The organism is Streptomyces sp. NPDC018045 (assembly GCF_044327445.1).
In the GTDB taxonomy this organism is placed as follows: Bacteria; Actinomycetota; Actinomycetes; order Streptomycetales; family Streptomycetaceae; genus Streptomyces.
In genome coordinates this window covers 131461-156520 of sequence record NZ_JBIRFL010000007.1, presented here as the reverse complement: position 1 = coordinate 156520, position 25060 = coordinate 131461, and the positions used below count along the sequence as shown (strand labels likewise).

Genomic DNA, 25060 nt, shown 5'->3' with positions numbered 1-25060 from the left:
CTCCGATGATGTTGTGCACAGTCATGGCCACAAGATCGCACAACCGGCCGGCGAGGGGAACATCAGAGCCCCGACCGCACGTCTCGGGGGAAGAACGCGCGGCCGGGGCCGTCGGTGGCAGGCTGGCCAGTCAGTCGCGGGTGCGGAGCATCTGCGCGCGTCGGGGGCGCCATGCCATGGCGTCGTTGATGGCGTCGGAGATGGTCAGCTTCGGTGCCCATTCCAGTGCTTGCATGGCGCGGGTGTTGTCTGCGCAGAACCCGGCGACATCACCGGGGCGAGTCGCGGCCTCTGTGACGTCAAGGGTGCGCTTGGTCGCCGCCTGGAAGGCGAGGGCCATTTCTCGGACGGTGGTGCCGTGGCCCGTGCTGAGGTTGAGGACGTTGTAGCCCTCTTCGGTGGGCACGGAGTCGAACCGCTGTAGAAGGGACACGTGGGCCTGTGCGAGGTCCCAGATGTGGATGTAGTCCCGCAGTCCGGAGCCGTCGCGGGTAGGCCAGCCTGTACCGGTGATGGTGAACTGCCCGTCCCCCTCGGCTGCACTGATAAGGCGGCCGAGAATATGGGTGGGCGCGTCGATCTGGAGCCCCGTCCTCAGCTTGGGGTCGCTGCCGATCGGATTGGCGTAGCGCAGCGCCACCGCCGTGAGCGCGCCCGTGCGGGCCACGTCCCGCAGGAAAGTCTCGACGATGGCTTTGGTCTGGGCGTAGGGGCTTGAGGGGCTGATCCGGCTGCCCTCCGTGACCTCGGTGGTGTCCCCGGCGTAGACCGACACGGACGAGCTGAAGGCCAAGCGGCGGCAGTTGTTGCGGATGAGGTGGGCAGTGAACTCCACCGTCTTGCTGACGTTCTCGCGGTAGTACCGCACCGGATCAGCGACGGACTCGGGCACGACGACCAAGGCGGCACAGTGCACGGCCGCGTCGATGGGGTGCTCGGAGAAGATCCGATCGATGAGCGCGCCATCGGCGACATCGCCCTCGTAGAAGTGCCGGCCAGTGGTGAACTCTCGGCGGCCGGTGATCAGGTTGTCCAGGATGACGGGTTCGATCCCCTGGTCGGTGAGTGCGGAGGCGATGGTGCTGCCGATGTAGCCGGCGCCTCCGGTGATGAGTACGGTCATGATCCGATCCGTTCTGTGGGGTCGAAACTTCCAGCGCAGCGGAAGCCGGTTTGGACGCTGCTGTACCGCTGATCGCCCGCGAATCGCTCGGCGGTGCGGCACTGGTAGCGGTAGTGCATCCAGCTACCGCCGCGCGCGGTGCGGTACCGCTCTTTGATGTGGTCATAGAGCGCGCCGTACGAGTGATCGGGCTGGTAGGGACGGTAGAGGCTGCCCGTCCACTCCAGGACGTTTCCGGCGAGGTCCATCACTCCAAAGGGGGATGCGCCGTCAGGATGCGATCCCACGCGGGTGGTGGTGGGCGCACGATGGCGCATGTGGTGAGTGCTCCACCATTGGCGCCAGGAAGCAGCGTCAGTGATGGGGGAGGAGTCGTTCCAGTGTTCGGCGCAGTTGCAGGCGTCGGAGGCCCAGCGGTCGCCCCAAGGCCACGTGCGGAAGGAGCTGGGACCACGGGCGGCGTACTCCCATTCAGTTTCCGTGGGCAGCCGCAGGTGTGCCCACGTGGCGTAGGCGTCTGCGTCGGCGGCGCACAGGTGGATGGCCGGATGGTCGGGCACCTCATGCCAGCGCCAGCGCGGTTCCGCTGCCCCGGCTGGGTAGCGCCAGCTTGCACCTGGACGCTCCTCCCAGAACTCCGCCCCGTAGACCAGTCCGAATCCGCGCTGCTCTGCCTCGGTGACGTAGCCGGTGACGGTGGCGAACTCGGCGAACTGGCGGTTGGTGACCGGGTATCGACCGATCGCGAACGGAGCCACTTCGACTGTGGCTGTGGGGGTCTCGTCCTCGAACCATGACCGGTTCAGATGCTGCTCTGCGTCCAGTTGGTTGAGTTGGGCCGTGGTGCTGCCCCGCAGTAGCACGCCAGCGGGAATCGGAACGAGGTCCACGGTCAACCTCCAGCCAAGGCTGGGACGACGAGAACCGTCTGGTCGGCCGTCAACAGGGTGCGAGGGATGTCCGCGCGCCCCACGATGGCCCCGTCAACGGCCACGTTGAGCCAGGAGGCCACGACACCCGGCGTGCTGAAGACACGGCCCCTCAGCGCCGGGAACCGGTTGGTGAGGATTTCCAAAGCACTGAGCACGGTGGTGGCTTCGACCTCCACCACAGTCGTTTCACCGATCACGGTGCCCCAAGCATCGGGGACTTGGACGTTGGGCATTGGTACCTCCCGCGGAAGAGAGGGGTGGAGGCCCGCCCCCTGCCGAGTCCCGCGGCCAGGGCAAGGGGGCGGGCGTCTGTGGGCTAGCCGGTGCTCGGCTTGCCGGTGAGGCGTTCGCGCATCCGTTCCACCAGCTCAGCCCGCTTGGCTTTCTGGTCTTCGGCGGCGCGGCGGTCCTTGGTCACGATGGCGTTTCGAGGGTCAGCCTTGGCCGCGTGGCACGGGCACGGCTTACGCATAGTCGTCCTCCGGGTCTGGGAGGCGTAGGCACGCTTCGCAGTTCACGGCGCGACGCCAGGTAGTGATCTCGTCGTCGGCTGTCCCGGAATCGCACAGGGGGCGGTGTTTGGGTGGATCTTCGCCGACCACGCGGGCCTTGTGGACGGTGAAAACGTCTTCTCCGACCGTGACGCCGAACATGCCGTGTACGCGGGTCACCGCGCGGCCCTGCCCTTCTTGGACGCAGGAGCCGGGCGGTCGTGGTCGGGGTGCCGATCAATGAGGACACGGCAGTCCGCGGCCTTGGATCGGTCGCCTGATGCAACGGCGGCGTCGAGGTCGCGGGTCAGCTTCTGGCAGCGGGGGCAGTTCATGGTGGGTCCTGAATGGGGGGGGAGGAAAGGGCGGAAGTGGGGACGGTCAACCATGAGGGCGAAGAGAGACTTCCTGTCCCAGGTAGTCGACGGGACGGGCGACATCTATGGAGGAGTCGATGCCAACGGGGGGCCGGCTCCTGAAGATCAACGTCTTGCCGCCACCACTCCTGTACCGCATGTCGGCCACCTGGTGCCACATGTCAATGAGCACCCAGTCACCGACCCGGACGTGGTCCGGTGTCAGCACCATGCGCGCCGTACCGCGCGGCAGGGCAGGCCCTCGTTTGCCGTGATCGTCCGGCGAACCCACTGCTTCGTCCTTTGGCTCTTATAGCGGGATCTTGGTAGTTGGGGAGGTCCGCCCCTGCCCCTGCCGGCTCCGGGGGAGAGGCAGGGGCGGGCGTTACGGGGATGAGGAACGGAGCCAGACGGCTGCGAAGAACGCTCCGATGGCCACAGTGATCAGGAACAGGAAGACTTCCTCGGCGGCGGCGCGGCGCTCAGACGACTGACGCCCCTGCGCCGCTGGTCCTGGCGGTCCTGGAGGTTCTTCAACTCCGCCTTCTGTGCGGTAGTGGCGAAGCGAACGGTCTTGGCGTCTACCGACCACGAGAGACCAGAGGGGCGTACCAGCGTGAGTACCGTCCCCTCGGCCGACTCCACGGTGCCTGTGCGGTCCTTCGAGCAATCCCTGACCACATCCCCCACTTCGTAGAGGGTCTTGTTCATCGAAGTTGCTCCCTCTCAGGTAGTCGTCGAACGGGGCACGGAGCTGGAGCTGCTGGCCTGACGGTGCGGATGCGCGGATATCTGGCGGTTCACGTGCTGCACCGTGGCCACACTGCCGATCCCGCGGGCCCTCGTGCGCTGGTTGTCGAGAGCGCGACATATGTTGCAGCCCTCGACGGGTACCGGCTCAAGAGTGGGAAGCGCCAAGGCAATCGGGCCGGACACAGCATGTCTGCTCGACATCTTGAACTGCCCCTCTGCATCGCTTGTACCGCTTGCGCAGCCTGGCTAGTTGACCTACTGACGAACAGGTAACCGCGCCTTAGCGGACGGCGGTACGGTACGTGCAACGTGGCGACTTAAGAACCTTAAGAATCGACCCAGGCCGGGGAGATGAAGGCAGTGAGCAAGATCGTCAACAACGAGATGCTGGCCCGCCTGCTGGCCGAGGCTGATTGGACCTACAGTCAGCTCGCCATGGCGGTGAATCGGGCTGGCACAGAGACCGGCAAGCCTCTCCGGTACACCGCGGTGTCTGTGCACCAGTGGCTCAACGGGGGCAAGCCACGCAAAAATGTGCAGCCGCTCGTACGTGAGGCGTTCGCCCGCAGGCTCATGCGTCCGGTGACAATGACCGAGCTGGGCTTCGAAGAGTCCCCTGCACCTTCCCGCACCATGGACACAGTGGAAGGACTCGTGGACCTTGGGAGGCGCGACATGGACCCGACGCGAAGGGGTGTGCTCGGGGCAAGCCTGTTCTCCGTGGCACTGACCATCCCGGCCTGGCATGACGTCGTTGGCAGGGCTGAGGCGGTCCAATCCGGGCGCAGCTCGCGGATCGGCTGGGGGGAGGTGGACATGGTGATAGCGATGACCGACAAGCTGTCCGAGGTGGACGACCAGTTCGGCGGCCGACATGCACGCCCCATGGCCGCTTCCTTCCTGGTGAACACTGTTTCGGCCTACCTCCAGGCTGACGCTCCGCAGGAGGTGCGGGAGGGGATGCTGTCCGCAGCCTCCGACCTGTGCTACCTGACTGGCTACATGGCTGTGGACGAGGGCTACCACGGTCTGGCTCAGCAGTACTACCTCAAAGCTCTGGAACTGGCCGGCCACGCCAACGACCACCTCACGTACTGCACGACTCTCCGCGGGATGAGCCTCCAGGCGGTCGATCTGGGGCACGGGCAGCGTGCGGTTCGACTCGCTGACGCCGCTGCCGCGGCTTCCCCGCACGCCGGCCCTCGGATGCGGGCTTTCCTTGCCGGCCAGCAGGCGCATTGCTATGCGCAGATCGGTGAGAAGCACACGGCTGTGCGATACATGGCCGAGGCCGAGGTCGCGATGGAGAAAGCAGAGTCGAAGGAGAAGGCTCTCGGGTCGTATGACCCCTCCTCCCTCTACTACCACATCGCCCAGGTGAAGTTCGAGATGGGTGATCTGGCCGGCTCGGTGGAAGCCATGGTCGAATCAGACCGTCTGTGCTACCAGGTCTACCGCAGGAGTCGGGTGAAGCACCGGCAGATGATTGCGGAGAGGAAATTGTCCATCGGGCACCTCGAAGAAGCCTGCGCAGCGTGGACCTTGGCCCTAGATGAGTACCCGATGGTGCAGTCAGGGCGCTGTGATGCTCGGTTCCGCGAAATGGCGGCCCTCCTCAAGCCCTATTCGAAGCACGGGGCAGCGAAGGAGCTGTTGGACCGGTACAAATCGTTGCCAGAGGCCGTCAAGGTATAGGCCAGTACAAGCCCCCCCTCTCGAAGGAGGGGGCTTACTGCTTCCTGGGGTGTCTCAGGAGGTGTATATAACCCCCGGCATAAAGTATGTAGGTGTGATAGCGGGGCGAACAGTACGGCATCTCGCCCAAAAGTTGCCCATTTCACACCAATGATTCATTCATGCGGCCCCCGCCGCGCCAGGTTCGCGCCAACGAGCCCCAGGAACGGCCTTGAGGGCCCCTCTCGGGCGCCTTTTCGGCATCGGACACCCTTCCCTCGGCCTACCGCCGGCCAGGCCGCCGAGAGGCCACTGAACGCTTCATACCCGTACGCGGCCGGAGGAACCCACCCCCGGTGGGTCCTCATGAGGTAATGAAAGGTATTACCCCCGTGATGCACAGGCAGACGCAATGATTCATTCACCCATTGCCCTTGAGGGAATCGCATACCGAAAGACTCCAGCGGTAATGACGAGATACCTATTTGGGTCACGCGTGAATGCATTTGCGACACAACGGCAATAAGTCATTGCGGCCGAATGAATGAACCATTAGCGCCTATCGGGGCGCTGCATAACGGAGTGCCTTACCTTCGTCACTCAGAGTTGATCTGAGACACACGCGAGTGCGGTAACAGTTCCATAACGAATGGTTCCGTCGGGACCGCCACTCAAGCAAAGACTAGGCAAAATGCGGCGGGTGAGTCATGGCGCTATGTGATGGCAATGCGACTGACGGTAGTGCCTGAAGCGGGTAGAAGTGATACGTCTCACTATGTTGCCTATTGATTAGAGGGCCGTGAATGTGCAACGCGCGTCTTCCTTATGTACGCGCGAATGCGTGTGCATCATGCGTGCCTAACCACAAGTTGAACTGAGACGCGAAACCACGTAATGTTCTTCCTGTCAGCCCCACGGGGCAGGCACCCGGAGGAAAGCCCCAAGGGGGCGATTACAAAGGCAGTGCTGGCGACTTGATAACTCAATAGTGGACGGCGATAGAGGCTAAAGCCTCTGGGCCTCTGCCTGCCGGAATGAGCGGCTTTTAGGTGCGACACCGGGCAGAGGTGCGAGAGTGCCGATTAACGGTGCTCAAAATGGCACACAGCTACCGAAAGGGCGATACATGGACTGTTCAGTCTGTGCCGCGTGGGGGATAACCAAGTCTGCCGAATTTCAGGGGTATTGGGATGACGGCAGGGAATGCCTCATGTGTGCTGGATGCAAGAATGCCGGTGCCGGGCGCGGTAAAGGTGACCCTGTAGCGCTCCCTGACGGGCGTTCGCTACTGGACCCCTTTTTTTCCCACAAAAGTTGATTTGAGACGCGAGGTATAGCAATGACGATGACGAACACCAACTACTACGAGGCCATCATCTCGAATGGTGGCCTCACCTTCTCTCCAATGCGTCCGACGCCCGTTAGTGGCTACATGGTGAGCGTTGCGGGCAGTGAGCGCACTTTCCCTCTGCACTCGTTCAGCGTTTCCGACCTGAACAAGTACATGCACGAATACCTTGACCGGGTCGTGTACGAATCGATGTTCTTCGGAGCCTGGATAGACGGTGATCTCGTGTACCTGGATCTGTCTGTGAACATCGCCGATCGCAATGCGGCGGTAGTGCTAGGGCGCATGGAATCCCAGCTCGCCATTTACGACGTGACCAATGAAAAGGTGATCTCCCTGTGAGTAAGCGAAAGACGCTTATTGAGCCTGCGATGATCCTTTTCCTTGTCATAGCGGCTTTCGCTGGCGGTTTCTCCTTCGGGGGGTACGTCCAGCATGAGGACGACGCGAGAAAGCTCGCCCCCGTCATTTCTCGAAATGAGGACGAGTGTTTTATCCGGGAGAACTTCCCTGGCATACCTGACGCCCCGGAATGGTGCAACGACTGATTGAACAGCTTTGGCCGGGCCGGTGTGTTCACACCGGCCTAGGCCATGGCTGGTCACTCGACCAACACCACCAAACGAAAGGAATGGCCATGCGTATTCGCGTAGTGGACTCGCACGACTACCTCACGCAGGAGGAGAAGCACATCACCGCAAATGAGGTCTACGGAGCGCTTCGAGAGGCGAAGGGCCCGCATAAGCGGCTGTTCATCAGCCTCGATAAGGGGACCACCCTTGAGCGCCTGGACTCCACTAAGGGGCGCAAGATCTACGGCCCCGCATGGGTGCATGTCAGCGCCTTTGCCGACGGCAGTATTGAAACGGTGGTGCGGTAGTGAGAAAGGAACCACTCAAGGTCAGCGGGAACAAGGAATATCCGATCACGTTGACCGATGAAGATTGGTCGACACTGGCTGCCGTGATCGTCATTCAGCGGAGACGTTCACGATATGCCCGGGAGATAGACCAGCTTGGTGGCGCATTCACCGCGATTGTGCGGGGGCGCCGGGACGGAACCGTTTGGCTCCGGGGCAGCGAACTGCACTGGATCGGTGCCATGAATGCTTCCGGGCATCGGTATTCCGATGACGTGGAACGCATCAAATGCGAGATTCTTTCTCAGCTCGAATCGGTGGAGGCATGACAATGACGCACTTCGGAGATCTGCACGCGGCTCAAAGGAACGTCAAGCGGGCCGATTGGGGGTTCAGTGCCCTCAAGCAGTACGCAGCGCTTCCGGGTGTCGGTGAAACCGGAATAGACGTACCCACGGTATACGACGTGCGGGATGAGGACTTCATTGACATGGCGCAGGCGCTAATGAGCGCACTACTTCACGCTGGGCGGGAGCTTGGTCTGAACATCGAACAAGACATTGTCAACGGGGGCCTCTCTCGCTTCCATGAGGAGACCGAAGAGGAGTGGGCCGAAGAGGGCAGGGCGGAAATCGAACTCTTCCGCAGCAACGGTCAGGAGGACCTGGAGAGGAAGTTTCTGATGGAGGAGTACGCCAGTGTCTGAAATTGCTGGGCCCGTAGCTATCACCATACCCGCCACGCTGCTGGACCAAATCCTAGAAATCCACCACGCTCGCGATGAGGACATGACCGACCGCTACGACTACTACGACAATGCCGATAGTGCCGTGGAACTTGTCTCGGAACTCGCTGAGCTGATCTTTGAGGGGACGCTCAATGTCTGATTCAGCCTCCAACGTGCTGCGAAACGCACGCAAACAGATAGAGGACCACGAGGCCGGATGGCTGGCGACGCTCCGCGAAGAGGTCCCGTCTTACGACCCCGATGAAGGATACGCCGACGACCATGAGGTTTGGCGCATGGACGAAGTTCAGAGGGACCAGGCTTTCGCAGCTCAAGAACTGCTGCGCGATCTCCTGACCGAATTCCGAAAGGTAGCAGCATGACCACGGACGCATACGTACTCGAAGAGCACCCCGTAGACCTTTCCGCCCGCGAATTCTGGGTAAACACGGACGGTGGCGTACGGCACACTCTCGAATTCCAAGAAGGTCTGGACCGGCAAGGAAGCATTGAGGTGGTGTGGTCCTCGGAATCCCGTGACCGCATTGCGTGGGAGTCACGAAGCGCTATTGAGATCTCCCTAGCTGACGCACGCTTCATGATCTCCGCGCTTTCGGTCCTGGTGGCCGAAGCGGAAGAAAAGGCCATGGCCTCTCAGCACTGACGGGCCTTGCCTGGGGCCGCTCGACCGTGCTCTTCGAGCGGCCCTTTGCATGGCCTGTCAGCCTGACAGGCAGAACTGAGAAAGGAAAGCCGTGCATATCGCCTGCGAAAAGGACCCGTCGCACTGGTCCAGTGTCCACGTGGTCACCGCCCGGCCCGACGGGCGCGGAATGCGAATCACTGCCCATGTGTGCGCCGATTGCCTTGATCACTGGGTGGCCGAGCTGAGTAGGCAGGACGGGCATCAGCTCATGTCGTACCGCTCGCTGGATGACAACTGCCGTCCGTACGGGCTGTGTGAGATTCAGGGGAAGCGCAATGCCTAAGATCACCATCCGTGCCGGGCAGTGGGAAGAGGACCGCAGCCGCATACGGGTCCGCATGTGGCGTGAGAGTGAGGAAGCCCCCTTCGTAGACCTCGTTTTGGGGGAGTGGCGCCAGCAGCTCTACCGGGAGATGCCCGCTACGACGCTCACCTTCCTTGCGGAAGAGCACGGCGTTACCAACCCGCCGAAGCGGTACCGCAAGGACTACCACAACGATTACAACATTTTCCTTTACGACCTTGTTGGGGAGTGTGAAGCATGAGCGGCTGGCGATACGAGGTCTGGGTGTGTGACACCGGCTATCGGAAACCGGCAGACCACGACGGGTCGTGTGGGGCGTGGAAGCGCGCGGGCATCCACTGGAACGCGAAGTGGTTCAACGCCTTCGAGGAGGCGGCCCTCCACGGTCACGCGCTTGTGGAGGCCATCCCGGTCGGCATCGATCCGGGCTGGAAGCCTCACACCGCCTTTGAGCACGTCCACGGTGGCGGCCTCTGCAAGGGCTGCTGGGACAAGCACATGAACACGCACACCGAGCACGTTCTTGAGGACGTTACGGGGTGGTGCCGCCCCTGTCTGGACGTGGAAAAGAGGCGGGGCCCGCTGACCCGGACCCCGGATGGTCGGGTGTTCATGTGCGAGGACTGCCGGGCGGCCTTTCGGCGCCACCATGAAGGGTGCGCACGCGGCGAAGGCCGCGACCCCGACCCGCGTCTGTACCGGCCCGTCCTGGATGTGGCCCGCGAAGACGCGGGGGCGTGACGGACATGGGCAAGGGCTCGACCAAGAGCGAAGTACGGCACTTCCAGACGCTCGATGACGGGCGTATCGGGTGCTGGTTCTGGGGCTGCGGTGACCCCGCAACGCGGTGGATCGATATGGAGCGGTACGGCATTCGCCGCTGGCTGAGCACGGCCTACTGCGACGACCACGGCGACCGTGAGCACGCCGATTTCCACCACACCTACCGCGTACGGCAGATCAAGGAGAACCCCAGCAAGTGAGCACGGCCACCAGGTGGATAGCCACCTTCAACGAATCGATCGGTCGGCTGGACATCATCAGCTCGGACCATCCTGAACCGGTCCACACGTGGCGTCGCCGTCAGGACCACATCCACGCGATTCAGACCCTGATCCTGTGGAGCTGGGAGCGTCCGGAGCGCGGCTTCCGCACCGCGGCCCTGTGGGAGCGCCTGGACGGCGGCCTCCTGGTCGCCGACGCCTGGCCCATCCGGATCACCGTGGAGGACCGATGAGCCTGACCAAGCGGTACATGGAAGACCTGTCGACGCTCACGTGGAGGGCGCACGAGGCGGCCGGCTGGGAACGAGGGGTGGACCGGATGACGGCTTTGAGTGAGGTGTTCAGCGCCTGTGGGGAGGCGGCCACGGCCTACCAGGACCCCGAGCGGGTAACGGTCGCTTTCGTCCGGGAGGTCACCAACTCCTACCTGGACTCCCGCACTCGGATTCGGGAGCTGGTGGCCGCATGATGCGCAAGACACTCCCGTCGGGCCTCCAGGTGAACCCGCTCGGCCGCTGCGCCGATAGCTTCTGCCCCCGCGACGCGACCCTGGTCACCACTTTCATCTCCAAGCGGGGTACGTCCCCAGTTGGGCCGGTCGGGTACTGCGCCCTTCACGTCGAAGCGCGGTTCGTGGATGACGAGACGTACGAGTGGCGACTCGCGAACTATGCGGGGCACGGTGTGGGGCCTCGCGTCTACCCGCGCAGCTCTTATGAGATTCGGGAGCCGAACGAGGTCGAGGCCGCCGAGCTGGCGCACGAGCGGGCGGCCGAGGAGCGGTGGACGGCTGAGGGCCGGATCGGGGAGTACCGACGAATAGTCGAGCTGCACTCGGCCTCGAAGGTCGACGGGATGTTGGTGGATGCGTTGACCGCTGCTGCGTGTGTCGCCCTGCATGACGCGCTGAACGAGAAGAGCCGGGCCCGGTGGCTCGCCATGCCAGTAGCCCAGCAGTGTGAAGTAGCCGTTCGGCTCACGATGCGAGCGGCCGGATGAATGGGGAAGCAGGAATGACAAAGACAGAGGCAGCACGGATCAGGGGGCTGGTCGCCAACGCCCACGAAATATGGGTCGCTTGGTCACCTACGACCTTGGTGGCGACCGCGATGCGGTCGCTGCTGTGGGACATCGACCACCCGGCGCCCGAGGACCAGACCCCCGAGGTCTACTGCCAGTGGCTCGACACGGTCGAGCCGCGGTGGCCCGAGGGAGATTTCATTCACCCCCGCGAGGTCGCGCGCCTCAAGGCCGCGTGCTGGGAGTTCCACGGAGAAGGACGTGTCCCGGAGGAAGAGGAGACAGGGGAGAGCGCCAGTGAATGAATCGACGGTCACGTACCACTGGGCCCTGATCGAGTACGGCGACGAGAAGCGCGTCCAGGTCTTCAAGACGGCCAAGGGCAGGGGTTGGGCCGAAGCCATCGCATGGCGGTGGGGCCGCTGGAACCTGTCATCAGCAGCCATGACGAAGGCGACGGTCCGGTACCTCGGACGGTCGGAACCGCGGGTGCAGTACTAACCCGTGCGCAACTGAACAGCTCGAACGAACCCGCGGCCACTGAGTGAGGGGCCGCGTTCTTGGTGCCCGCTGACAGCGGGTGCCTTTGGTGAGGGCCAGGCCGGTGGATGACCTGGCCCTTCGCCATGGGTGCTCGACAGAGAGGAGAAGCACATGAAGTCGCTTTGCCTGGGGTGCAAGGCCAAGGAGGAAGAACGGGAGGCCGTGACAGTCGTCGCGGTCGGCCATGCAGCGTGGGACGTGTGCAAGGCGCACGCCGACCGGTTCACCGGATACCTCGCAGAAGTCTTCCAGACGGACGGCAAGGCCCCACTCGTGGAGGAGCGCGGCTCAGTCGTCGTGACCGGAACGATCCCCGGCTACGAGCCGGAGGCGGCCCGCCTGGCGCTGGAGAACAGCGGCTACCGGATCACCGGACACGTCGAAAAGGACACCGAGTTCATCGTCTGCGGCATCCGCCCGGCCCCGCACAAGGTGAAGGAAGCGGAGGCGGCCGGCACGGCGTGCCTGGACGCCACCGCGGCCGGCCGCTTCCGCGAGGCCGTGGCCACCAACCAGTGGAAAGCCAACGACCCGCTCCCCGAGGTCGTAGCAAAGAAGACGGCCGAGGACGTGAAGGCCCAGACGGAGGCTGAGGAGAAGTGGCGGGAGGAGAAGAACCGCCGCTTGGCCGAGTCCCGAGTGCAGTGGGCCCAGGAGCGCCAGGAGAAGGACGCCGAAGAGATCCGGCGACTCGCGAAGAAGGCACTCCCGCCCGAGTTGACCGAAAGCCAAAAGATCCGCGCCTGGGCGAAGGAGCACGGCTACGGGCCGCGCGACCGCGGTGCCATCCCCGCTCACATCCGTGAGGCGTACCGACTCGCCACCGCTGGCCAGGAAGCGCTTTCGGTGGTGACGGGATGAAGGAGTTCTACCCGGAACGCATCTGTGCCGTCTGCCGCGAGGACCTGGACGAGCTGGAGATCGCGTACGGCGACTGCCCGGTGTGCGAACAGTTCGTCTGCGAGGGCTGCGACGACGGCTACGACCCCACCACAGGACAGATGGTCTGCCCTGACCACGCGGCCGACCCGCGAGCCAAGAACTGCACAGAGTGAAAGGCGCCAGCCATGCGTGAAGGCATCGAGATACCCGACATCCGTCGACTACCGCGGCGGGGCGACCGATGGGACGAGTCACGTTCCGCGGGCGAGTCAGCCGCTCGGCGCTCGGAACCGGTTCCCGCTCGCGAGATCCGTGGTGGATACCAGGTCATCGGTTTGGCCGCCAACCCCTCGCGCCACCGAACCGACGGTTGGCGTGTCGGACAGGTCCTGATCCGAATCAACGAGTCGGGCCTCACCCGCATCGAGATCGGCTTCCACAGCGAATGGCTGGCCTGGGAGGGCGACCCCGAGACCCCCATCCCCGTCTACCGCCGCTGACCAGCACACGGAAGGAATTATGACTACCGCATTTGAACAGATGAAGTACGGGCCGCTCGGCGAGACCGTCGCGGCCAACATCGACCAGACGGAGGGCGATCCGATCGGCGTGTACGCCGCGATGCTCGCCCTGTACTCCTCCGCTTTCGGTGGGAAGGTCTACCTGGAGTCCGGCCGGCCGGTGACCGTGTGGACGGTCCTCATTGGCCAGTCCTCGGCGGGACGGAAGGGTACGGCGTACCGGGCAGCCCGAGCCCTGGTATCTCCCGCGATCGGCGCTTTCCTGGACGCTCGCACCAAGCGGGGCATCAGCTCCGGCCCGTCCTTGGTGAACACCCTCTACTCGATCGAGCTTGAGACCACCAACACCGAAGGAGGCGTTGACGGTCGCGCCATGGTCTTCGAGCACGAGTGGCGCGCCATCCTGAAGCGCAGCCGCAGGTGCCCCACCTTCACGGAACAGATGTGCGTTGCCTGGGACGCCGAGCCTCTTTCCAACGTGACGAAGGGAAAGGGCGGCGCGAGAGACGAGCAGATCGTCTTCGAGCCGAAGATGGGGTTCCACGCTCACATCACGCCGGGCTCGTGGCACCAGTACGTGCGCCAGGAGGACGCGCTTGGCGGCATGTACAACCGGATGCTGCCGGTGCTGACGCACCGCTCGAAGCGCCTGCCGTACGACCACAAACCGACATGGAAGCCTGACCCGCGGCTGAAGGAGGCGTACCGGTGGGCCAACGATAAGCGTCGGACGATGACCTTCACCGCGGAAGCGGGACGCCGGTACGACCAGATTCGGGCGATCATCGATGACAAGCTGGAGTCGATGCCTGAGCATTTGTCCTGCTTCTTCGAGCGGGCCGCCGAACAGGTCCATCGGGTTGCGGCGGTCCTGACCATCCCGGAGCAGAAGACCAAGATCGGCAAGCGTGCTCTTGAGGCTGCATGGGCCTTCGTCCAGTACTCCATGACGAGTGTCGAGAGGCTGGTCACTGAGGCCGAACCCGGTCACGCCAAGATCAAGTCCCTCCCCGAGGCCATCCGCGACGTGCTGGAGCGCAACGGCGGAGAGGCCACTTCCACCCTCATGCTCCGGTCGCTCCAGGCTCGGACGAACGCCCAGGGGCTCAGGGAGCAGGTCGATCAGATGGACGACGTGGAGTACTACCGAGGCAAGTCTTCGACGGCCGGCCCCAAGCCCGTGATCTACCGCTTCACCACGGAGGACAGCCCCACCGCGGTAGAGAACGAGAGCGATGCCCCGGAGCAGCGGCCCGTGCTCAAGGTTGTGGCGGAGCCGAAGGTCAGGAAGCCAGCCCCGAAGAAGGTCGTCGTCCCCCAGCCGAAGGTGGCGCCGACGGCCTCATCTGACAACCCGCTCTTTGCTCTGCTGTGACACACCGAGTACGGAAGCGCCCGGAGGGGCGTTACCAGTGCTTGCGGTGCCGGGCCGCCTTCCTCACCAGGGAGGCGGCCTCTGTCTCTCGCTTCGCCTGTCCGGGCGAGGCCCTGGCCCATGGGCCCGAAGGCTTCCGCGAGCACCTGGTGTTCCCGCGGGACCTCGACCGGTCCTGCGCGGCGTGGAACTGCCCCGACCCGGACGGCCAGGAGCACTACCACGGACCTGAACCGTGGTGTGACGAGCTGCTGTGCCGCCGGTGCGGCCACGGCTGCGACTGCGACGTGTGCGCAGGCGAAATCCACGCTCCCGGCCTGCTCGTCCTGGACGACATCCCGGAGCACGAGCTGAGCCAAACAGTCAAAGGGAGAAAGAAGAAGGAAATGGATGAACTAGACGATCTTCTGGCCGAGTTCAAGGTCGGGGACTACGTGAGAGCCAAGGGCGTGGACACCCGCGGGCACGCGGTGACACGGGTCGGCACGCTCCTGGCCGAGCCCAAGAAGGTCACCGCTCAGCGCAACGGCACGCCCGCGAAGGGGCGACGCCTGTTCGTCGGGCTGGCCGGCACCGACCCGGCCGAGCGATCCACCTGGACGACGATCTTTCCGGACTCAGGATCGGTCGAGCGTACGGAGGAGCCGAAGAGCGGGCAGTGGTCGAACACCGAGCTGCGAGAGTTCCCGGGCATCAGGACAAGCAACCATGGACACCGGATGTACTTCGGAGGCAAGGGCGGCAAGCGGTCGGTCGAGCCGGCCGAGCCCGTGGTCCTCGCAAGTGTCTCCTACGTCGGCGACGGACGGTACGAGATACGCGACGCCGACAACGGCGAGGTGCTGCTGACGTGCACCCTCCAAAGCCGTATCTGGTGGGCGCCGGCCAGCCCGGTCCCGCCCGAGCCCCAGGTTCCGGCTCCGGTGTCACACCCCGCGGCTACTGTGAAAGAAGACCTCGGCAAGCCCGTACATCATGTGCGAACCGGGGAGCTGGTGGGCTACCTCACGCACAAGCAGTTCACCCCCATCGACAAAGTGGAGCAGTGATGAGCGACGAGACGACCGTTGACCCGATGGCCGAGGCTGGCAAGAGGTGGGCGGCGGACGTAGCGGCACGGGCCGGTGCGGTGTTCCCGGTGTTCCACGTCAAGGTGATGGCGGGGGCCACCCGTACGGCGTTCGACTTCTTCTTCCAGAGGCCGAGTGAGTTCGCCGCGGCCCGTGTTCTGATGACCCTGATCGAAGGCGGCCACGAGGTGGTCGTGAAGGAGCACGCCGACAACTGGATTCGGGTGTCTCTCTCGGTCACGAACGATCTCCTCACGCAGTGGGAGAAGAGTGAGGGCACGGATGAATGAACGATTGGACAAGTTGATGGCTGAGGTCTTGGCCGTGTTCGAGGAACACGAGCAGCAGGACAAGAAGCGCAGGGCTCAGGCTGCGCGAGCCTACGCGGCGGACGAGCAGCGAGACTCGCCGGCAGGCACGGAGGCGTGACCGTGAAGGAAGAGCTGGACCTCGTGTGCATCGACTCCCGGCACGGTGGATGTGCCGGAGAGGTGATGTACCGGGAGAGCACGAGTGGAACCCGGGCCACCGCGCCGCGGTGCGACCAGCACCACGCGATGGCGATGGAGCGGGCCGAGAAGCGGACCAGGAGATGTCGATGAGTGAGTACTACGCGGTGTCGCCTGCCGCTGCGACGTTCCTTGTGACGTTCCGTGACGGGTCCTCGACTGAGGTCGAGGCCAAGGAGGTGCACACCGACGAGCACGGTGCGGCGTTCCTGGGCCGGAAGAGCGAACAGCAGGGGAAGGGACTGGTCGCCTTCATCCCTTATGGCGACTTGCGCATGATCCAAGTACTGCCGCAGAGCAAAGTGCAGAAGCGCAAGAAGGCGTCGTCATGACGCCCGGCGAGATGCCGAAGAGGCGGCCGGCACGGATCGTGCAGGGCCGCTTTTCTTCACTCGTCAGCAGGTGGAACAAGGTGGCCGTGCAGTCGGTCGCTGGCGGAACAGAGGGAGCTGCGGAATGAGTATCGAAAACCGACTGTCTCCCGAGGGGCCGAAGAGCGCGAAAGAACTTCGCCACCTTCTGTACGGCGACCACGGGCAGCGCCTGGGGAGGTTCCAGCGGAGCGCCTACGAGCAGCAGCTCGCCGCACTGGACCCGTACTACTTCACCGGGCACGTCCAGGAAGACGAGTACACGCACGACGTGAACGCCGAGCAGCAAGCTCGCTGCGGCGCTGGTCGGGCAGACCTACAGGCGGCAACCGACGCGGATTGCCCGGCGTGCCTGAAGGCCCGCGCCGCACACGACAGCGGAGGCGGAGAGCAGCCCTAGGGGCCTGAACGCAAAAAGCGCCCCTCCCCGACCACATCGGTCGGGGAGAGGCGCTTTCGTTTTACCTTGCAACTGTCATGAACATCGAATAATTCATTCACTCAAGGCCCATCTCTCAACCCTCTGGGCAGTACCCCTACTGTCCGGAAGCTGAATCATTCGCCTTCTCGTACTCGGCGAGCTTGCGGTGGAGGGCTGCAAGCTCGTCGTACGGAGAGGTCTGGTGCAGGGCCTCGCTGGTCTTGCCGTCCTCAACGCGCTGCGCGACCTCGCCCGCGCCCAGGAGGGCGGCGACGATGACGGCGAGGCTGTACCAGTCGATCTCGGACCAGCGTGCGGTGAGGAGCTGCGCCAGGGCCGCCAGGGCGGCGGCGACGCGAGCCGGGTGGGTGCGGAGATAGGTCACGCTGCCTCCTTCGCGGCCGGCTGGCCGGGGACGGTGGTGTCGGGGGTCGGTTCCGCGGTCTGCGGGACGGTCGGCTTCGGGTCCTGAGTCGGGACGGTCGGCTTCGGGTCCTGCGTCGGGCCGGTCGCCGGCGGGGCCGGGCGCGGTGCGGGGCGCGTCCCGCAGCAGTCGCAGGTGCACGCGCACTTGACGATCACCGTGACCTTCTTCTCCGGCTCAGAGGTCGTCGCCTTGGGCGGCGAGACCGGCGTCGGAGCCACCTTCTTCGTCGGCGTCGCGGTCGAGCTGGTGCTCGGCGCCGGAACCTTCGGCTTCCGGACAACCGCGGGGGCGCCCCCCTTCACACGGATCTCCTGACCCGCGGTGATGAGGTTCGGGTTGGTGATCTGCGGATTGCGGGCGAGCAGGGCCGAGAGCGACTGGCCCGTCGCGCGGGCAATGCCGCTCAGGCTGTCGCCCTTTCGCACGGTGTAGAAGTCGCCGGTCGTGACCGTCGGCTTAGAGGCCGGCTTGCTCGGTTCCGGCTTCGCCGGGGGAGCGGTCGGCTTCGACGGCGGGGTGCTCGGCTTGGTCGGGACGTTGATCTCCTGGCCCTCGTCCACCCGGTCCGGGTCCTTGATCTGGGGATTGGCCATCAGGAGGGACGCCAGGGTGACACCCAGGAGCGCGGCGATACCGCCGAGGGTCTGTCCCCGCTTGATCTTGTACTTGCTGCCGCTTGCGGTCGAGTCGCCCGAGCTGGTGGCCGGCGCTGAGGCGGTGGCTGCGAAGGTGAAGCCCAGCCGACCCTTGAGCGCGGGATCCGCGGTGGTGATGCCCTCCGCGTACGCAGGAAGACCGTAGCCATGAACGTACGCGTCCCGGCGGAGCCGCTGACGCTTCATGACCTTGTTTCCATTGGCGTTGTTGGCGAGCGACGTGTTGCCTTCAACCGTGTAGATCCACTGACTGTCATAGGCGTAGCAAAGGCCAGTGTGGGTACTGCCCGAAGTGCCGTAGATAATTTGACTTCCGATAGCGGGGAACTCGCTCCATCGCCCGCGGGCCTTGAACCACTCCATCGCGGTGTAGACACTCGCAGTGCGGGGAAACAGATCCGCGACGCCAGCCTTCATGGCGACCCAGCTCACCCAGGTTGCACACCACGGCTGATAATTACTCCATTCGAGGCCGGGAACCTGACCCGAATACTTCTGGTGGCCGCTCGGCCGCTCACCCGGAGCGCGCTCGGCCTGATAGCCGACCTCTCCGAAAGCAACCGACAGAACCTTGGAAACCTGACTCATGCAGCCCCCTTTCGGGCATAAAAAAAGGCCCCCATCGTGGGAGCCGAGAACTTTCTCTAATGATTCATTCACTCGTACGTGGAGGGCGGGCCGTGGTCGCTGGCTCGATGCCGTTCTGGCGAAGCTGCCAGGCGTAGTCTGCGCTCACGTGCCGGTAGTACTCCACCAGCGCTTGCAACTCGTAGACGGTGTCCTGTAGCTCACCCCGCCACTTCGCGAGATCTTCAATGTGCTCACGTCGCGCGCGGTCGAAAGCATCCCGGCGCTCGATCCACAGCTTGAGGAAGGCGGCGAGTGAAGCGAGGCCGCCCGCGCCGAAAACGACGTTGAGAATGTCGGGTGTGTTCATGGCCCCCCTTAAAGTGTGCCGACCCACCTGATTTCAGCGAAAGATCCCCAGCGGTACTGCCAGCTCACTTCCTCGTTGGCCCACGCGTACTCAGAAGAGGAGTCGCACCTGCTGGCGAACTGGACCTTCGAGCCGGCCTTCAGCTTCTGCACGGTCGAGTGCCCGCCGCACAGGGTGTAGCTGGTGGACTGGGAGGGCGAGATGGTAGCGACAGAGGCCGCAGCAACGGCCTCACCTGTGCCGATCGTCATGTCTACGCCTACTTCGACCCGGAACTGGTGCCGGTTGTCTCCGAGGGCGCTGGCGGTGTTCCAGGCCCCGGACAGGGTGATCCGGTACCGGCCGTCGATGGGCACAACGAACTGCCATGCGGTGTCGGCCTGCATCGTCCAGTCGGCCTTGAAGGTCGGGACCATGCCGGGCCAGGTCTCGTACGACGTGCCGTTCTCCCCCTCTGTGCCCAGAGGGTAGAAGGGGAGAACCGAGTAGGAGCCGCCGGCCATCATCTTCCGCTTCATGCCGACCATGCGAGCAGCCGGCGGATTGCTCAGGAATCGGTGTACATCAGAAATGCGCGAATTCATCTTCGCGGCGTCTTCGATTTCTCGGGGAGCCCAGGACTCAATAACAGGTATGGTCATGGGGCTCTCCCTACCCAGCGCATTTCGAGAAAAGAACGGCCGGGTACATCCCGGCGGCCGAGTATGAAGTCCTTGTCGGCGACTCCGCTCGCTGATACCATGTCACCCTTTTTGAGGTTGATGGTGGTAGCGATCGATCCGATAAAGCGTGCCATGCCGTCCGAAGCGTGCTGGGCTCGTCCAGGACAGTGAGAGGCGAAAGCGCCGTACCCGGTGCCCCACTGGCTGTCCGTAGCTATATTCCGCCCCAGTCGGAAGTGGACGTTATTGGCCTCGCCGTTGGTGTCGATTACTCCACCAAAGGTTACGGCGTAAAGACCATCTTCCGGAGCCCTGAGCCCCAAGAGGGGGCCTGTGCTTCTGGTCATTTCGCCGCCAGTGGTGTCGTACTCGTCGCCGGGACTCGCGCCCTTACCCGGCGGGTAGAGGGGCATTGTCTTCCAGGCGTTGAACGGTAGCCTCCCCCACTCGTAGCAATCAGCCGGATTGGAACCTGCGTAACTGCCGCGCTGAATCATGGTCACCTTGCTGGCCGGCGGACCGTACAGAAAGCGATGCACATTCCGCACGAAAGTGTTCATCGTGTCGGCCGTGACAATTTCCCGCTGTCGCCAAATGTGGACGAGAGGAGTTGCCATCAGGGCTTCACCCCCACCCATCTCAGTTCGAAATGCGATACAAATTGCGCGAAATTACCTGATCCCAGAAGGAAAGGGACCTCCGAGTGGACGGCCAGGGACGCAAAGTCACCGGCTCGCAAGGGCACAGTCGCAGAGCCGGCGCCAACCTTCTCCGTGGATGTGGCGCGGCCGAAGCCGACGCGCAGGAAGTTCGAAGCAGCGATGGATCCGCCGTCCGTCTGGTTCTTGCTGAGAGCGCCCACCACCCACGTCAGAGGGTCCGAGACCGCTCGGACGATCAGGCCGAAAGAAATCTCGTAGAGCCCGTCCGCGGGCGCGTAGATCTTGTAGGGGTCCTTCGACATGAACCCGCCAGTGGTGTCGTAGGAGTGGGCGGCGCCCTGGCCCATCCCCGGCTTGTCGAACTCCACCACTTGGTACACACCACCGGGCTTCTGCTGGGAGCCGAGGTTGGCCACGGTCCGGCGGCATGCCGGCGGCTCCAGGAATCCGCGGAGCGCGCCGCTGACGTACTTCTTCATGTCGGCCGGGGTGACCTTCTCGCCGTCAGCCCACGTCTTGATGTCTATCAACTCGTCACCCCAGTACGGTCGTTGCTCCGAGCGCGGACGCCTTGTCATCGCCGAGAATCCAGGTCGGCCGTCCGTCCGAGACGCCAGGCACTTGGATCGTGACGCAGACGGCGTTCGCGGTGGTGTCGAGCACCAGCTCGCCCGGTGAGGCACCGGCACCAGGCGTGTCCGAGGCCAGGAGGCTGAAGTTCAGGTCTCCGAAGCGGCCTAGCTGCTTGGCACGGTCGACGACCCCCTCCGGCCACACGTAGCCGGTGAGGTCGGAGGACTCCACCAGGACCACGAAGAGCGACGTGAACGCCGAAGGGGCGGTGAGTGGCACCCGGTTGACTGCCGCATATTGCTTGATCTCCCGCACCGGAACGACCGGCACGGACGACACGTCGGCACTTCGGTAGACGAGGTTCATCACGGTGGAGGTCTGACTGCCCGGTACTCGCCACACCACATCTCCCGGCCGGCCGTCGTACGGCCACATGGCCACCGCGATCCAGTGGCCCGAACTGAGCTGCTGCGCCTGGGCGACGTGTCCCTCCGGCGAGAGAAGCTGCGGCTGCGCACTGGCGGAGGCGCACACCGAGACGATGAGGTCGTTGACGCGGGTCGCGGCCGGCACCGCGAGGCCGGCGTACTCGGTCGCGCCGTACAGCGCCGAATTGGACGTGGCATACGTCGGGTACGTCACCGGAGCGAGAGCCTTGGCCGCCCACTCGGCCCCGTCGAAGAACCGCACGACGGCCGGTGAGGTCCACGCCGCACCGTTCCAGACCCGGCTGGTGCCTTCCACCCACGCACTGCCGTCCCACGCCATCGACGGGTTGTAGCTACGCGCCATACTGCACCCACACATCCCCGACCTGCGGATTGGCGGGAGCCGTAGGCCCGCTGAACAGCCGCGCCGTGCCCACGTTCGGCGCGGAGACGGACCCAGCGGCCTCGACGCATCCGTCTGCCCGGACGCGGAAGACGACCGGATCGCTACCGGCCCGGCCCCGCGAGACGGTGATGGCGCTACCGCTGGCGCTCACGCCCTCCCACTGGCCGATGACGAGGGGCACGTGGCTGCCGACCGGATCAAGTACCAAGGCGCCGTTGTTCTTGATCCGAGTGAACTCGCTGTACCCAGCAGGACTCTTGCCCTCGGTCGTCAGCTTGATCACGTTGCCGGTGGTGTCGCCGGCCGAACCTTCAGAGTCGGGCACCGTGACCTGGCCCCAGGTGTGGCCAGCCTCCACCGAGAGAGAGACACCGCGGCGGGGAACGTAGGCGACGAGCTGTTCGTCGGTGTACTGCTTCGAGCCGTGAGGGTCGAGCTGCCCGAGGTGCCTCTTGAAGCGCTCGCCGAGGTCGGAGGAGGTCAGCTTCATGCGGCCGACGCCGAAGTCCACCCAAAGCGCTTCGCGGCCGTCGGCCGGGCCCCAAAAGGGCTGGACCACACCATGGTCGTCGGCAACGAGCTGCACGATGGGCGTTCCGTTGATGTCCACCAGGTCGGTTACCTGCTCGGCACTGTCCTCCGAGCTGTCCCAGACCAGGCCGACGCCGCCGGCCACGCGCACACCGGCCTCGTTTTCAGCCACGTCCGCAGGGGTGCCCCCGAAGAGATTACGATCTGCCATAAGGGCTCCTTCAGTCAGAGGGCGTTGGCCTCGTAGGTTCCGGAAAAGACAATCGAAGACTTCCGAGGGAAAGTCAGAAGGTAATCCAGCCCCTCGCTCAGGTACTTCGGGGACGGGTAGAATATCCGGACGACATTCGTCTTGTTTCCCATGTTCGACATCCCGCTCAACTGGACGTAGTTAGGCATCCCAGCGTCATAATTTGAGTTGATCATCTGCCCGCTGAAGTGCTGGCCGATACCCGAGGTCGGGTTCACCGGAAGAGTGAAGGAAAGCGGTCCCGTGCCCGACTGCTTCACGTCCGTATTCGAGGTGTTCTCAATGTCAATGGAAAAGTGCACCGTGTTGGGTGCGATCCACCGCCACAGGCCCCGATAAAGAATACCGCTCGGTAGCTTCCCCGTGTTCACGATCTGCGGCGTATACGTCCTGGCCTTGCCCAGGTGGCGCGTGACCATGTAGCCATCGCGGCCGTTGAACGCCTCGTACTGCGTATCGTTGTTATTGCTGTCCATATCGTAGAAAAAGTGACCAGTATCGTGATAGTCGGCCGTAACCCGCGTGTTCCATGGGGTCGCGATGCGGGCCGGCATGTCGTACGGAGCCACGTTCAGCAGCGTGATGGCGCCGTCCTTGGCCGGCGCGGTGACCTCGTGAAGAACCATCTCCCAGCGCTGCCCGGCGATCCGCTGCGGCCTCGGTGCGATGGGGGACTTCGACGGCTGGCCCTTCACCACGACGATGTTCGCGCAGCCCTTCACCACATCCGTACGGATGACGATGGTGTCCTTCCTCGGGTTCTCGGTGGGGTTGGCCTCCACATCGACGGTCAATATCGAATCGCTCTTGTAATAGAAGCCACCAACCCATGCTGCTCCGGGCTTGAGTTCGATCGTGCGACCGTTGATGACTCGCGCGTCGAACGGCATGGCCGATCCGTTGTAGGAGGCGTTGACGAGCTTGAAGTCAAGGCGGTCGCCACCCCACAGCTTCGACATGGATTGCCAATCAAGCTGTGACACGACCTCCCGGCCGCCACTCTCATTGCTCTCGGTGAACGGGAAACTGATCTCCGCCATCTACATCCTCGATTCCAGCTTGCGCAACTTCTCTTTCATTTCCCAGACGGTTTTGTAGAGGTTGAGTGGTTCGCCCGTCCCCTGGTCGCCGATTTTCGGAGTGACGGACTGAAGTCGACCACCGTCCTCGACGGAGATGTTGACCTCTTTCACGACATCCTGGTACTCCTCGCCGTCCGCGGCGATGGTCACCACGTCCCCCACGAAGTAGTCGCGGCCGAAACGGGTCTGTTCGGTGTCGATCGGGTAGATCTGGAAATGGCCGGTCTTCTCACCCTCGGACAGGGCCTTGACGGCGGCCTCTTCCACGGCCTTGACGTAGTGGTCGAGCATGACCTTCTTCGCGGCCTGCGTAGCTCCGGCGAGTTCCGCGGCAGCGTTGGCCGTTTCGATCGCCGCTGCTGCCTGTGCTGCTGCCGCCTTGCTCTTTTCAGCCTCTGTCTTAGCGGCCTCGGCGTCCTGCTTGGCCTTCTCCGCTGCTGCCTGTGCCGCTGCCTGCCTCTTCTTGGCGGCGGCCAGGGCCGGTGTCCACTCCGCGCCGTCTGGTCCGGTGCCCAGATCTTCCGTCTCACCTTGCTTCCGCACGACCAACTCGGGCTCGCCACCCTTGCCGGTCTTCAAGGGGATGTCCCGGCGATCCACGAAGGTCTCCCGCTTCACGCCCCACTGCGCTTCGCCGTCGAAGTCGATCTTCTGCCACAGGTAGCGCTCGGCGCCCTCGCCCTGGCAAGCCACGATGGCGCGGGTCGTCTTGGGTGCTTTGAGCTGCCACTCGTATTGCCGCAGGTTTCCCAGGTCGGGGGAGAATCGGACGGACCCAGACAGGTCCCGGCACTCATAGACGCGCATCTGGATCTTCCGGGACGCGTGATCCCAGATGAGCCGGTAGCCGAGTCGCTTGCCCTTCAACCACTCCTCGAACTTCGCGCCCAGGTTGTCGAAGCGGAGCGTGTCCTTGAGTGTGCCGCCGAGTGCATTGGCGCCTCCCACCTCCAGGCCGTCGACCTTGCGGTCGGGCAGGGCCCGAGCGCCGAAGGCCAGGTCGGCTTCCAACCACAGCGCTTGGCCGAGAGGACCACCGGCCGGCCGGTGGTCCTGGCCGGCGTACTGCTTGTTCAGGGGCAGGGCAGTCATGGTGTCCGTGCCTGCCCCCTTGCTGCCTGGGAAGGCGAGGAACCCGTACACGAGGTCGGTGTCGCACTTGCCCCCGACGAAGACACTGCCCGCGGCGGTGTGCTGGTCAGTCGTCCAGTACCGCTCGAAGGCATCGATCTGCCCGCTGAAGACTGGCGTTGGCACGCCGTCCTGATAGATCACGATGCCGCGCCCTTGGCGCAGCAGGCTCTCTTGGTGCGTGCCGCTCTTCACGAGGAGCTGCCAGGTGCCCGGTGCGTTGAAGCGGACGGTGAAGTCGAGCTTGATCCACGTATCGATCTCACCGACGATGCGGCGCTCTCCGTTGTGGACTGCTCCTCTCACGTAGACGCGGTAACCCAATC

Annotated in this window: 41 protein-coding genes; 27 read left to right on the top strand and 14 right to left on the bottom strand. The window is 64.1% G+C overall.

The genetic code is table 11. The features are described 5' to 3' along the window. Positions 1-130: 130 nt before the first annotated feature. From galE to ACH4EB_RS19040, 4 genes are all read right to left on the bottom strand, one after another. The gene (gene galE / locus ACH4EB_RS19055) at positions 131-1123 is read right to left on the bottom strand and encodes a UDP-glucose 4-epimerase GalE (protein ID WP_398348695.1); all 993 of its coding nucleotides are present in this window, start codon (positions 1121-1123) and stop codon (positions 131-133) included. Then, complete coding sequence (locus ACH4EB_RS19050) at positions 1120-2013, bottom strand: formylglycine-generating enzyme family protein (RefSeq protein ID WP_398348694.1); 894 nt, start codon at positions 2011-2013, stop codon at positions 1120-1122. The genes galE and ACH4EB_RS19050 overlap by 4 nt, the downstream gene beginning before the upstream one ends. Positions 2014-2015: 2 nt before the next feature. After that, the gene (locus tag ACH4EB_RS19045; RefSeq protein WP_398348693.1) at positions 2016-2288 is read right to left on the bottom strand and encodes a MoaD/ThiS family protein; all 273 of its coding nucleotides are present in this window, start codon (positions 2286-2288) and stop codon (positions 2016-2018) included. A gap of 1058 nt (positions 2289-3346) precedes the next feature. Continuing rightward, the gene (locus ACH4EB_RS19040; RefSeq protein ID WP_398348692.1) at positions 3347-3613 is read right to left on the bottom strand and encodes a hypothetical protein; all 267 of its coding nucleotides are present in this window, start codon (positions 3611-3613) and stop codon (positions 3347-3349) included. Between the two features lie 426 nt (positions 3614-4039). On the opposite strand from ACH4EB_RS19040, the gene ACH4EB_RS19035 reads away from it, so the two are divergent. The 27 genes from ACH4EB_RS19035 (at position 4040) to ACH4EB_RS18905 (ending at position 16968) form a co-directional block, all read left to right on the top strand. After that, the gene (locus ACH4EB_RS19035; protein ID WP_398348866.1) at positions 4040-5350 is read left to right on the top strand and encodes a tetratricopeptide repeat protein; all 1311 of its coding nucleotides are present in this window, start codon (positions 4040-4042) and stop codon (positions 5348-5350) included. A 1324-nt stretch (positions 5351-6674) separates the two neighbouring features. Then, complete coding sequence (locus ACH4EB_RS19030) at positions 6675-7019, top strand: hypothetical protein (protein WP_398348691.1); 345 nt, start codon at positions 6675-6677, stop codon at positions 7017-7019. After that, positions 7016-7225 carry a hypothetical protein gene (locus ACH4EB_RS19025; RefSeq protein ID WP_398348690.1) on the top strand — a complete coding sequence of 70 codons (210 nt, stop codon included), beginning with the start codon at positions 7016-7018 and terminating at the stop codon, positions 7223-7225. Before ACH4EB_RS19030 ends, ACH4EB_RS19025 begins: the two co-directional genes overlap by 4 nt. 89 nt (positions 7226-7314) lie before the next feature. Further along, positions 7315-7557 (top strand): hypothetical protein, encoded by a 243-nt coding sequence (locus ACH4EB_RS19020; protein WP_398348689.1) that lies wholly within the window; start codon positions 7315-7317, stop codon positions 7555-7557. Then, positions 7557-7865: a hypothetical protein gene (locus tag ACH4EB_RS19015; protein WP_398348688.1), complete on the top strand. Its 309-nt coding sequence runs from the start codon at positions 7557-7559 to the stop codon at positions 7863-7865. The genes ACH4EB_RS19020 and ACH4EB_RS19015 overlap by 1 nt, the downstream gene beginning before the upstream one ends. A gap of 2 nt (positions 7866-7867) precedes the next feature. Continuing rightward, positions 7868-8242 (top strand): hypothetical protein, encoded by a 375-nt coding sequence (locus ACH4EB_RS19010; RefSeq protein WP_398348687.1) that lies wholly within the window; start codon positions 7868-7870, stop codon positions 8240-8242. Next, complete coding sequence (locus ACH4EB_RS19005) at positions 8235-8423, top strand: hypothetical protein (RefSeq protein ID WP_398348686.1); 189 nt, start codon at positions 8235-8237, stop codon at positions 8421-8423. Before ACH4EB_RS19010 ends, ACH4EB_RS19005 begins: the two co-directional genes overlap by 8 nt. Next, complete coding sequence (locus ACH4EB_RS19000) at positions 8416-8646, top strand: hypothetical protein (RefSeq protein ID WP_398348685.1); 231 nt, start codon at positions 8416-8418, stop codon at positions 8644-8646. The genes ACH4EB_RS19005 and ACH4EB_RS19000 overlap by 8 nt, the downstream gene beginning before the upstream one ends. Continuing rightward, a complete protein-coding gene (locus ACH4EB_RS18995; protein ID WP_398348684.1) occupies positions 8643-8927 on the top strand; it encodes a hypothetical protein in 285 nt (94 codons plus the stop codon). The genes ACH4EB_RS19000 and ACH4EB_RS18995 overlap by 4 nt, the downstream gene beginning before the upstream one ends. A 317-nt stretch (positions 8928-9244) precedes the next feature. Next, positions 9245-9514: a hypothetical protein gene (locus ACH4EB_RS18990; RefSeq protein WP_398348683.1), complete on the top strand. Its 270-nt coding sequence runs from the start codon at positions 9245-9247 to the stop codon at positions 9512-9514. Next, complete coding sequence (locus tag ACH4EB_RS18985; protein WP_398348682.1) at positions 9511-10014, top strand: hypothetical protein; 504 nt, start codon at positions 9511-9513, stop codon at positions 10012-10014. Before ACH4EB_RS18990 ends, ACH4EB_RS18985 begins: the two co-directional genes overlap by 4 nt. Continuing rightward, positions 10011-10256 carry a hypothetical protein gene (locus ACH4EB_RS18980; RefSeq protein WP_398348681.1) on the top strand — a complete coding sequence of 82 codons (246 nt, stop codon included), beginning with the start codon at positions 10011-10013 and terminating at the stop codon, positions 10254-10256. The genes ACH4EB_RS18985 and ACH4EB_RS18980 overlap by 4 nt, the downstream gene beginning before the upstream one ends. Next, positions 10253-10510 carry a hypothetical protein gene (locus ACH4EB_RS18975; protein ID WP_398348680.1) on the top strand — a complete coding sequence of 86 codons (258 nt, stop codon included), beginning with the start codon at positions 10253-10255 and terminating at the stop codon, positions 10508-10510. The genes ACH4EB_RS18980 and ACH4EB_RS18975 overlap by 4 nt, the downstream gene beginning before the upstream one ends. Then, entirely contained in the window at positions 10507-10746 is a 240-nt protein-coding gene (locus ACH4EB_RS18970) for a hypothetical protein (protein WP_398348679.1), read from the top strand. The genes ACH4EB_RS18975 and ACH4EB_RS18970 overlap by 4 nt, the downstream gene beginning before the upstream one ends. Beyond that, positions 10743-11276, top strand: a complete 534-nt coding sequence (locus ACH4EB_RS18965) for a hypothetical protein (protein WP_398348678.1) — start codon at positions 10743-10745, stop codon at positions 11274-11276. Before ACH4EB_RS18970 ends, ACH4EB_RS18965 begins: the two co-directional genes overlap by 4 nt. Before the next feature lie 14 nt (positions 11277-11290). Beyond that, positions 11291-11602, top strand: a complete 312-nt coding sequence (locus tag ACH4EB_RS18960; RefSeq protein ID WP_398348677.1) for a hypothetical protein — start codon at positions 11291-11293, stop codon at positions 11600-11602. Beyond that, positions 11595-11798 (top strand): hypothetical protein, encoded by a 204-nt coding sequence (locus tag ACH4EB_RS18955; protein WP_398348676.1) that lies wholly within the window; start codon positions 11595-11597, stop codon positions 11796-11798. Before ACH4EB_RS18960 ends, ACH4EB_RS18955 begins: the two co-directional genes overlap by 8 nt. Before the next feature lie 153 nt (positions 11799-11951). Next, complete coding sequence (locus ACH4EB_RS18950) at positions 11952-12701, top strand: hypothetical protein (protein ID WP_398348675.1); 750 nt, start codon at positions 11952-11954, stop codon at positions 12699-12701. Further along, positions 12698-12895, top strand: coding sequence for a hypothetical protein (locus tag ACH4EB_RS18945; RefSeq protein WP_398348674.1), 198 nt, complete (start codon positions 12698-12700; stop codon positions 12893-12895). Before ACH4EB_RS18950 ends, ACH4EB_RS18945 begins: the two co-directional genes overlap by 4 nt. Before the next feature lie 12 nt (positions 12896-12907). Next, complete coding sequence (locus ACH4EB_RS18940) at positions 12908-13222, top strand: hypothetical protein (protein WP_398348673.1); 315 nt, start codon at positions 12908-12910, stop codon at positions 13220-13222. A 19-nt stretch (positions 13223-13241) separates the two neighbouring features. Beyond that, positions 13242-14618 (top strand): DUF3987 domain-containing protein, encoded by a 1377-nt coding sequence (locus ACH4EB_RS18935; protein ID WP_398348672.1) that lies wholly within the window; start codon positions 13242-13244, stop codon positions 14616-14618. A 386-nt stretch (positions 14619-15004) separates the two neighbouring features. Then, on the top strand, positions 15005-15667 hold the full coding sequence (locus ACH4EB_RS18930) for a hypothetical protein (protein ID WP_398348671.1): 663 nt from the start codon (positions 15005-15007) through the stop codon (positions 15665-15667). Continuing rightward, positions 15667-15978: a hypothetical protein gene (locus ACH4EB_RS18925; protein WP_398348670.1), complete on the top strand. Its 312-nt coding sequence runs from the start codon at positions 15667-15669 to the stop codon at positions 15976-15978. The genes ACH4EB_RS18930 and ACH4EB_RS18925 overlap by 1 nt, the downstream gene beginning before the upstream one ends. A 16-nt stretch (positions 15979-15994) precedes the next feature. Beyond that, on the top strand, positions 15995-16117 hold the full coding sequence (locus tag ACH4EB_RS18920) for a hypothetical protein (RefSeq protein WP_398348669.1): 123 nt from the start codon (positions 15995-15997) through the stop codon (positions 16115-16117). Continuing rightward, positions 16114-16290, top strand: a complete 177-nt coding sequence (locus tag ACH4EB_RS18915) for a hypothetical protein (protein WP_398348668.1) — start codon at positions 16114-16116, stop codon at positions 16288-16290. Before ACH4EB_RS18920 ends, ACH4EB_RS18915 begins: the two co-directional genes overlap by 4 nt. Then, entirely contained in the window at positions 16287-16529 is a 243-nt protein-coding gene (locus tag ACH4EB_RS18910; protein WP_398348667.1) for a hypothetical protein, read from the top strand. The genes ACH4EB_RS18915 and ACH4EB_RS18910 overlap by 4 nt, the downstream gene beginning before the upstream one ends. Before the next feature lie 124 nt (positions 16530-16653). Then, positions 16654-16968 (top strand): hypothetical protein, encoded by a 315-nt coding sequence (locus tag ACH4EB_RS18905; RefSeq protein ID WP_398348666.1) that lies wholly within the window; start codon positions 16654-16656, stop codon positions 16966-16968. Positions 16969-17104: 136 nt separating this feature from the next. Here ACH4EB_RS18905 and ACH4EB_RS18900 read toward each other — a convergent pair whose 3' ends face one another. The 10 genes from ACH4EB_RS18900 to ACH4EB_RS18855 form a co-directional block, all read right to left on the bottom strand. Continuing rightward, positions 17105-17374 carry a hypothetical protein gene (locus ACH4EB_RS18900; protein ID WP_398348665.1) on the bottom strand — a complete coding sequence of 90 codons (270 nt, stop codon included), beginning with the start codon at positions 17372-17374 and terminating at the stop codon, positions 17105-17107. Further along, complete coding sequence (locus tag ACH4EB_RS18895; RefSeq protein WP_398348664.1) at positions 17371-18660, bottom strand: LysM peptidoglycan-binding domain-containing protein; 1290 nt, start codon at positions 18658-18660, stop codon at positions 17371-17373. Before ACH4EB_RS18895 ends, ACH4EB_RS18900 begins: the two co-directional genes overlap by 4 nt. A 64-nt stretch (positions 18661-18724) precedes the next feature. Further along, positions 18725-19009: a hypothetical protein gene (locus ACH4EB_RS18890; protein ID WP_398348663.1), complete on the bottom strand. Its 285-nt coding sequence runs from the start codon at positions 19007-19009 to the stop codon at positions 18725-18727. Positions 19010-19017: 8 nt separating this feature from the next. Next, a complete protein-coding gene (locus ACH4EB_RS18885; protein WP_398348662.1) occupies positions 19018-19650 on the bottom strand; it encodes a hypothetical protein in 633 nt (210 codons plus the stop codon). After that, a complete protein-coding gene (locus ACH4EB_RS18880) occupies positions 19647-20231 on the bottom strand; it encodes a hypothetical protein (RefSeq protein ID WP_398348661.1) in 585 nt (194 codons plus the stop codon). Before ACH4EB_RS18880 ends, ACH4EB_RS18885 begins: the two co-directional genes overlap by 4 nt. A 56-nt stretch (positions 20232-20287) precedes the next feature. Next, on the bottom strand, positions 20288-20863 hold the full coding sequence (locus ACH4EB_RS18875; RefSeq protein WP_398348660.1) for a hypothetical protein: 576 nt from the start codon (positions 20861-20863) through the stop codon (positions 20288-20290). A gap of 4 nt (positions 20864-20867) precedes the next feature. Beyond that, positions 20868-21698, bottom strand: a complete 831-nt coding sequence (locus tag ACH4EB_RS18870) for a hypothetical protein (RefSeq protein ID WP_398348659.1) — start codon at positions 21696-21698, stop codon at positions 20868-20870. Next, positions 21688-22482 carry a hypothetical protein gene (locus ACH4EB_RS18865; protein ID WP_398348658.1) on the bottom strand — a complete coding sequence of 265 codons (795 nt, stop codon included), beginning with the start codon at positions 22480-22482 and terminating at the stop codon, positions 21688-21690. The genes ACH4EB_RS18870 and ACH4EB_RS18865 overlap by 11 nt, the downstream gene beginning before the upstream one ends. 14 nt (positions 22483-22496) lie before the next feature. After that, positions 22497-23561, bottom strand: a complete 1065-nt coding sequence (locus ACH4EB_RS18860; RefSeq protein ID WP_398348657.1) for a hypothetical protein — start codon at positions 23559-23561, stop codon at positions 22497-22499. Beyond that, a complete protein-coding gene (locus ACH4EB_RS18855; RefSeq protein ID WP_398348656.1) occupies positions 23562-25058 on the bottom strand; it encodes a hypothetical protein in 1497 nt (498 codons plus the stop codon). Positions 25059-25060: the final 2 nt, after the last annotated feature.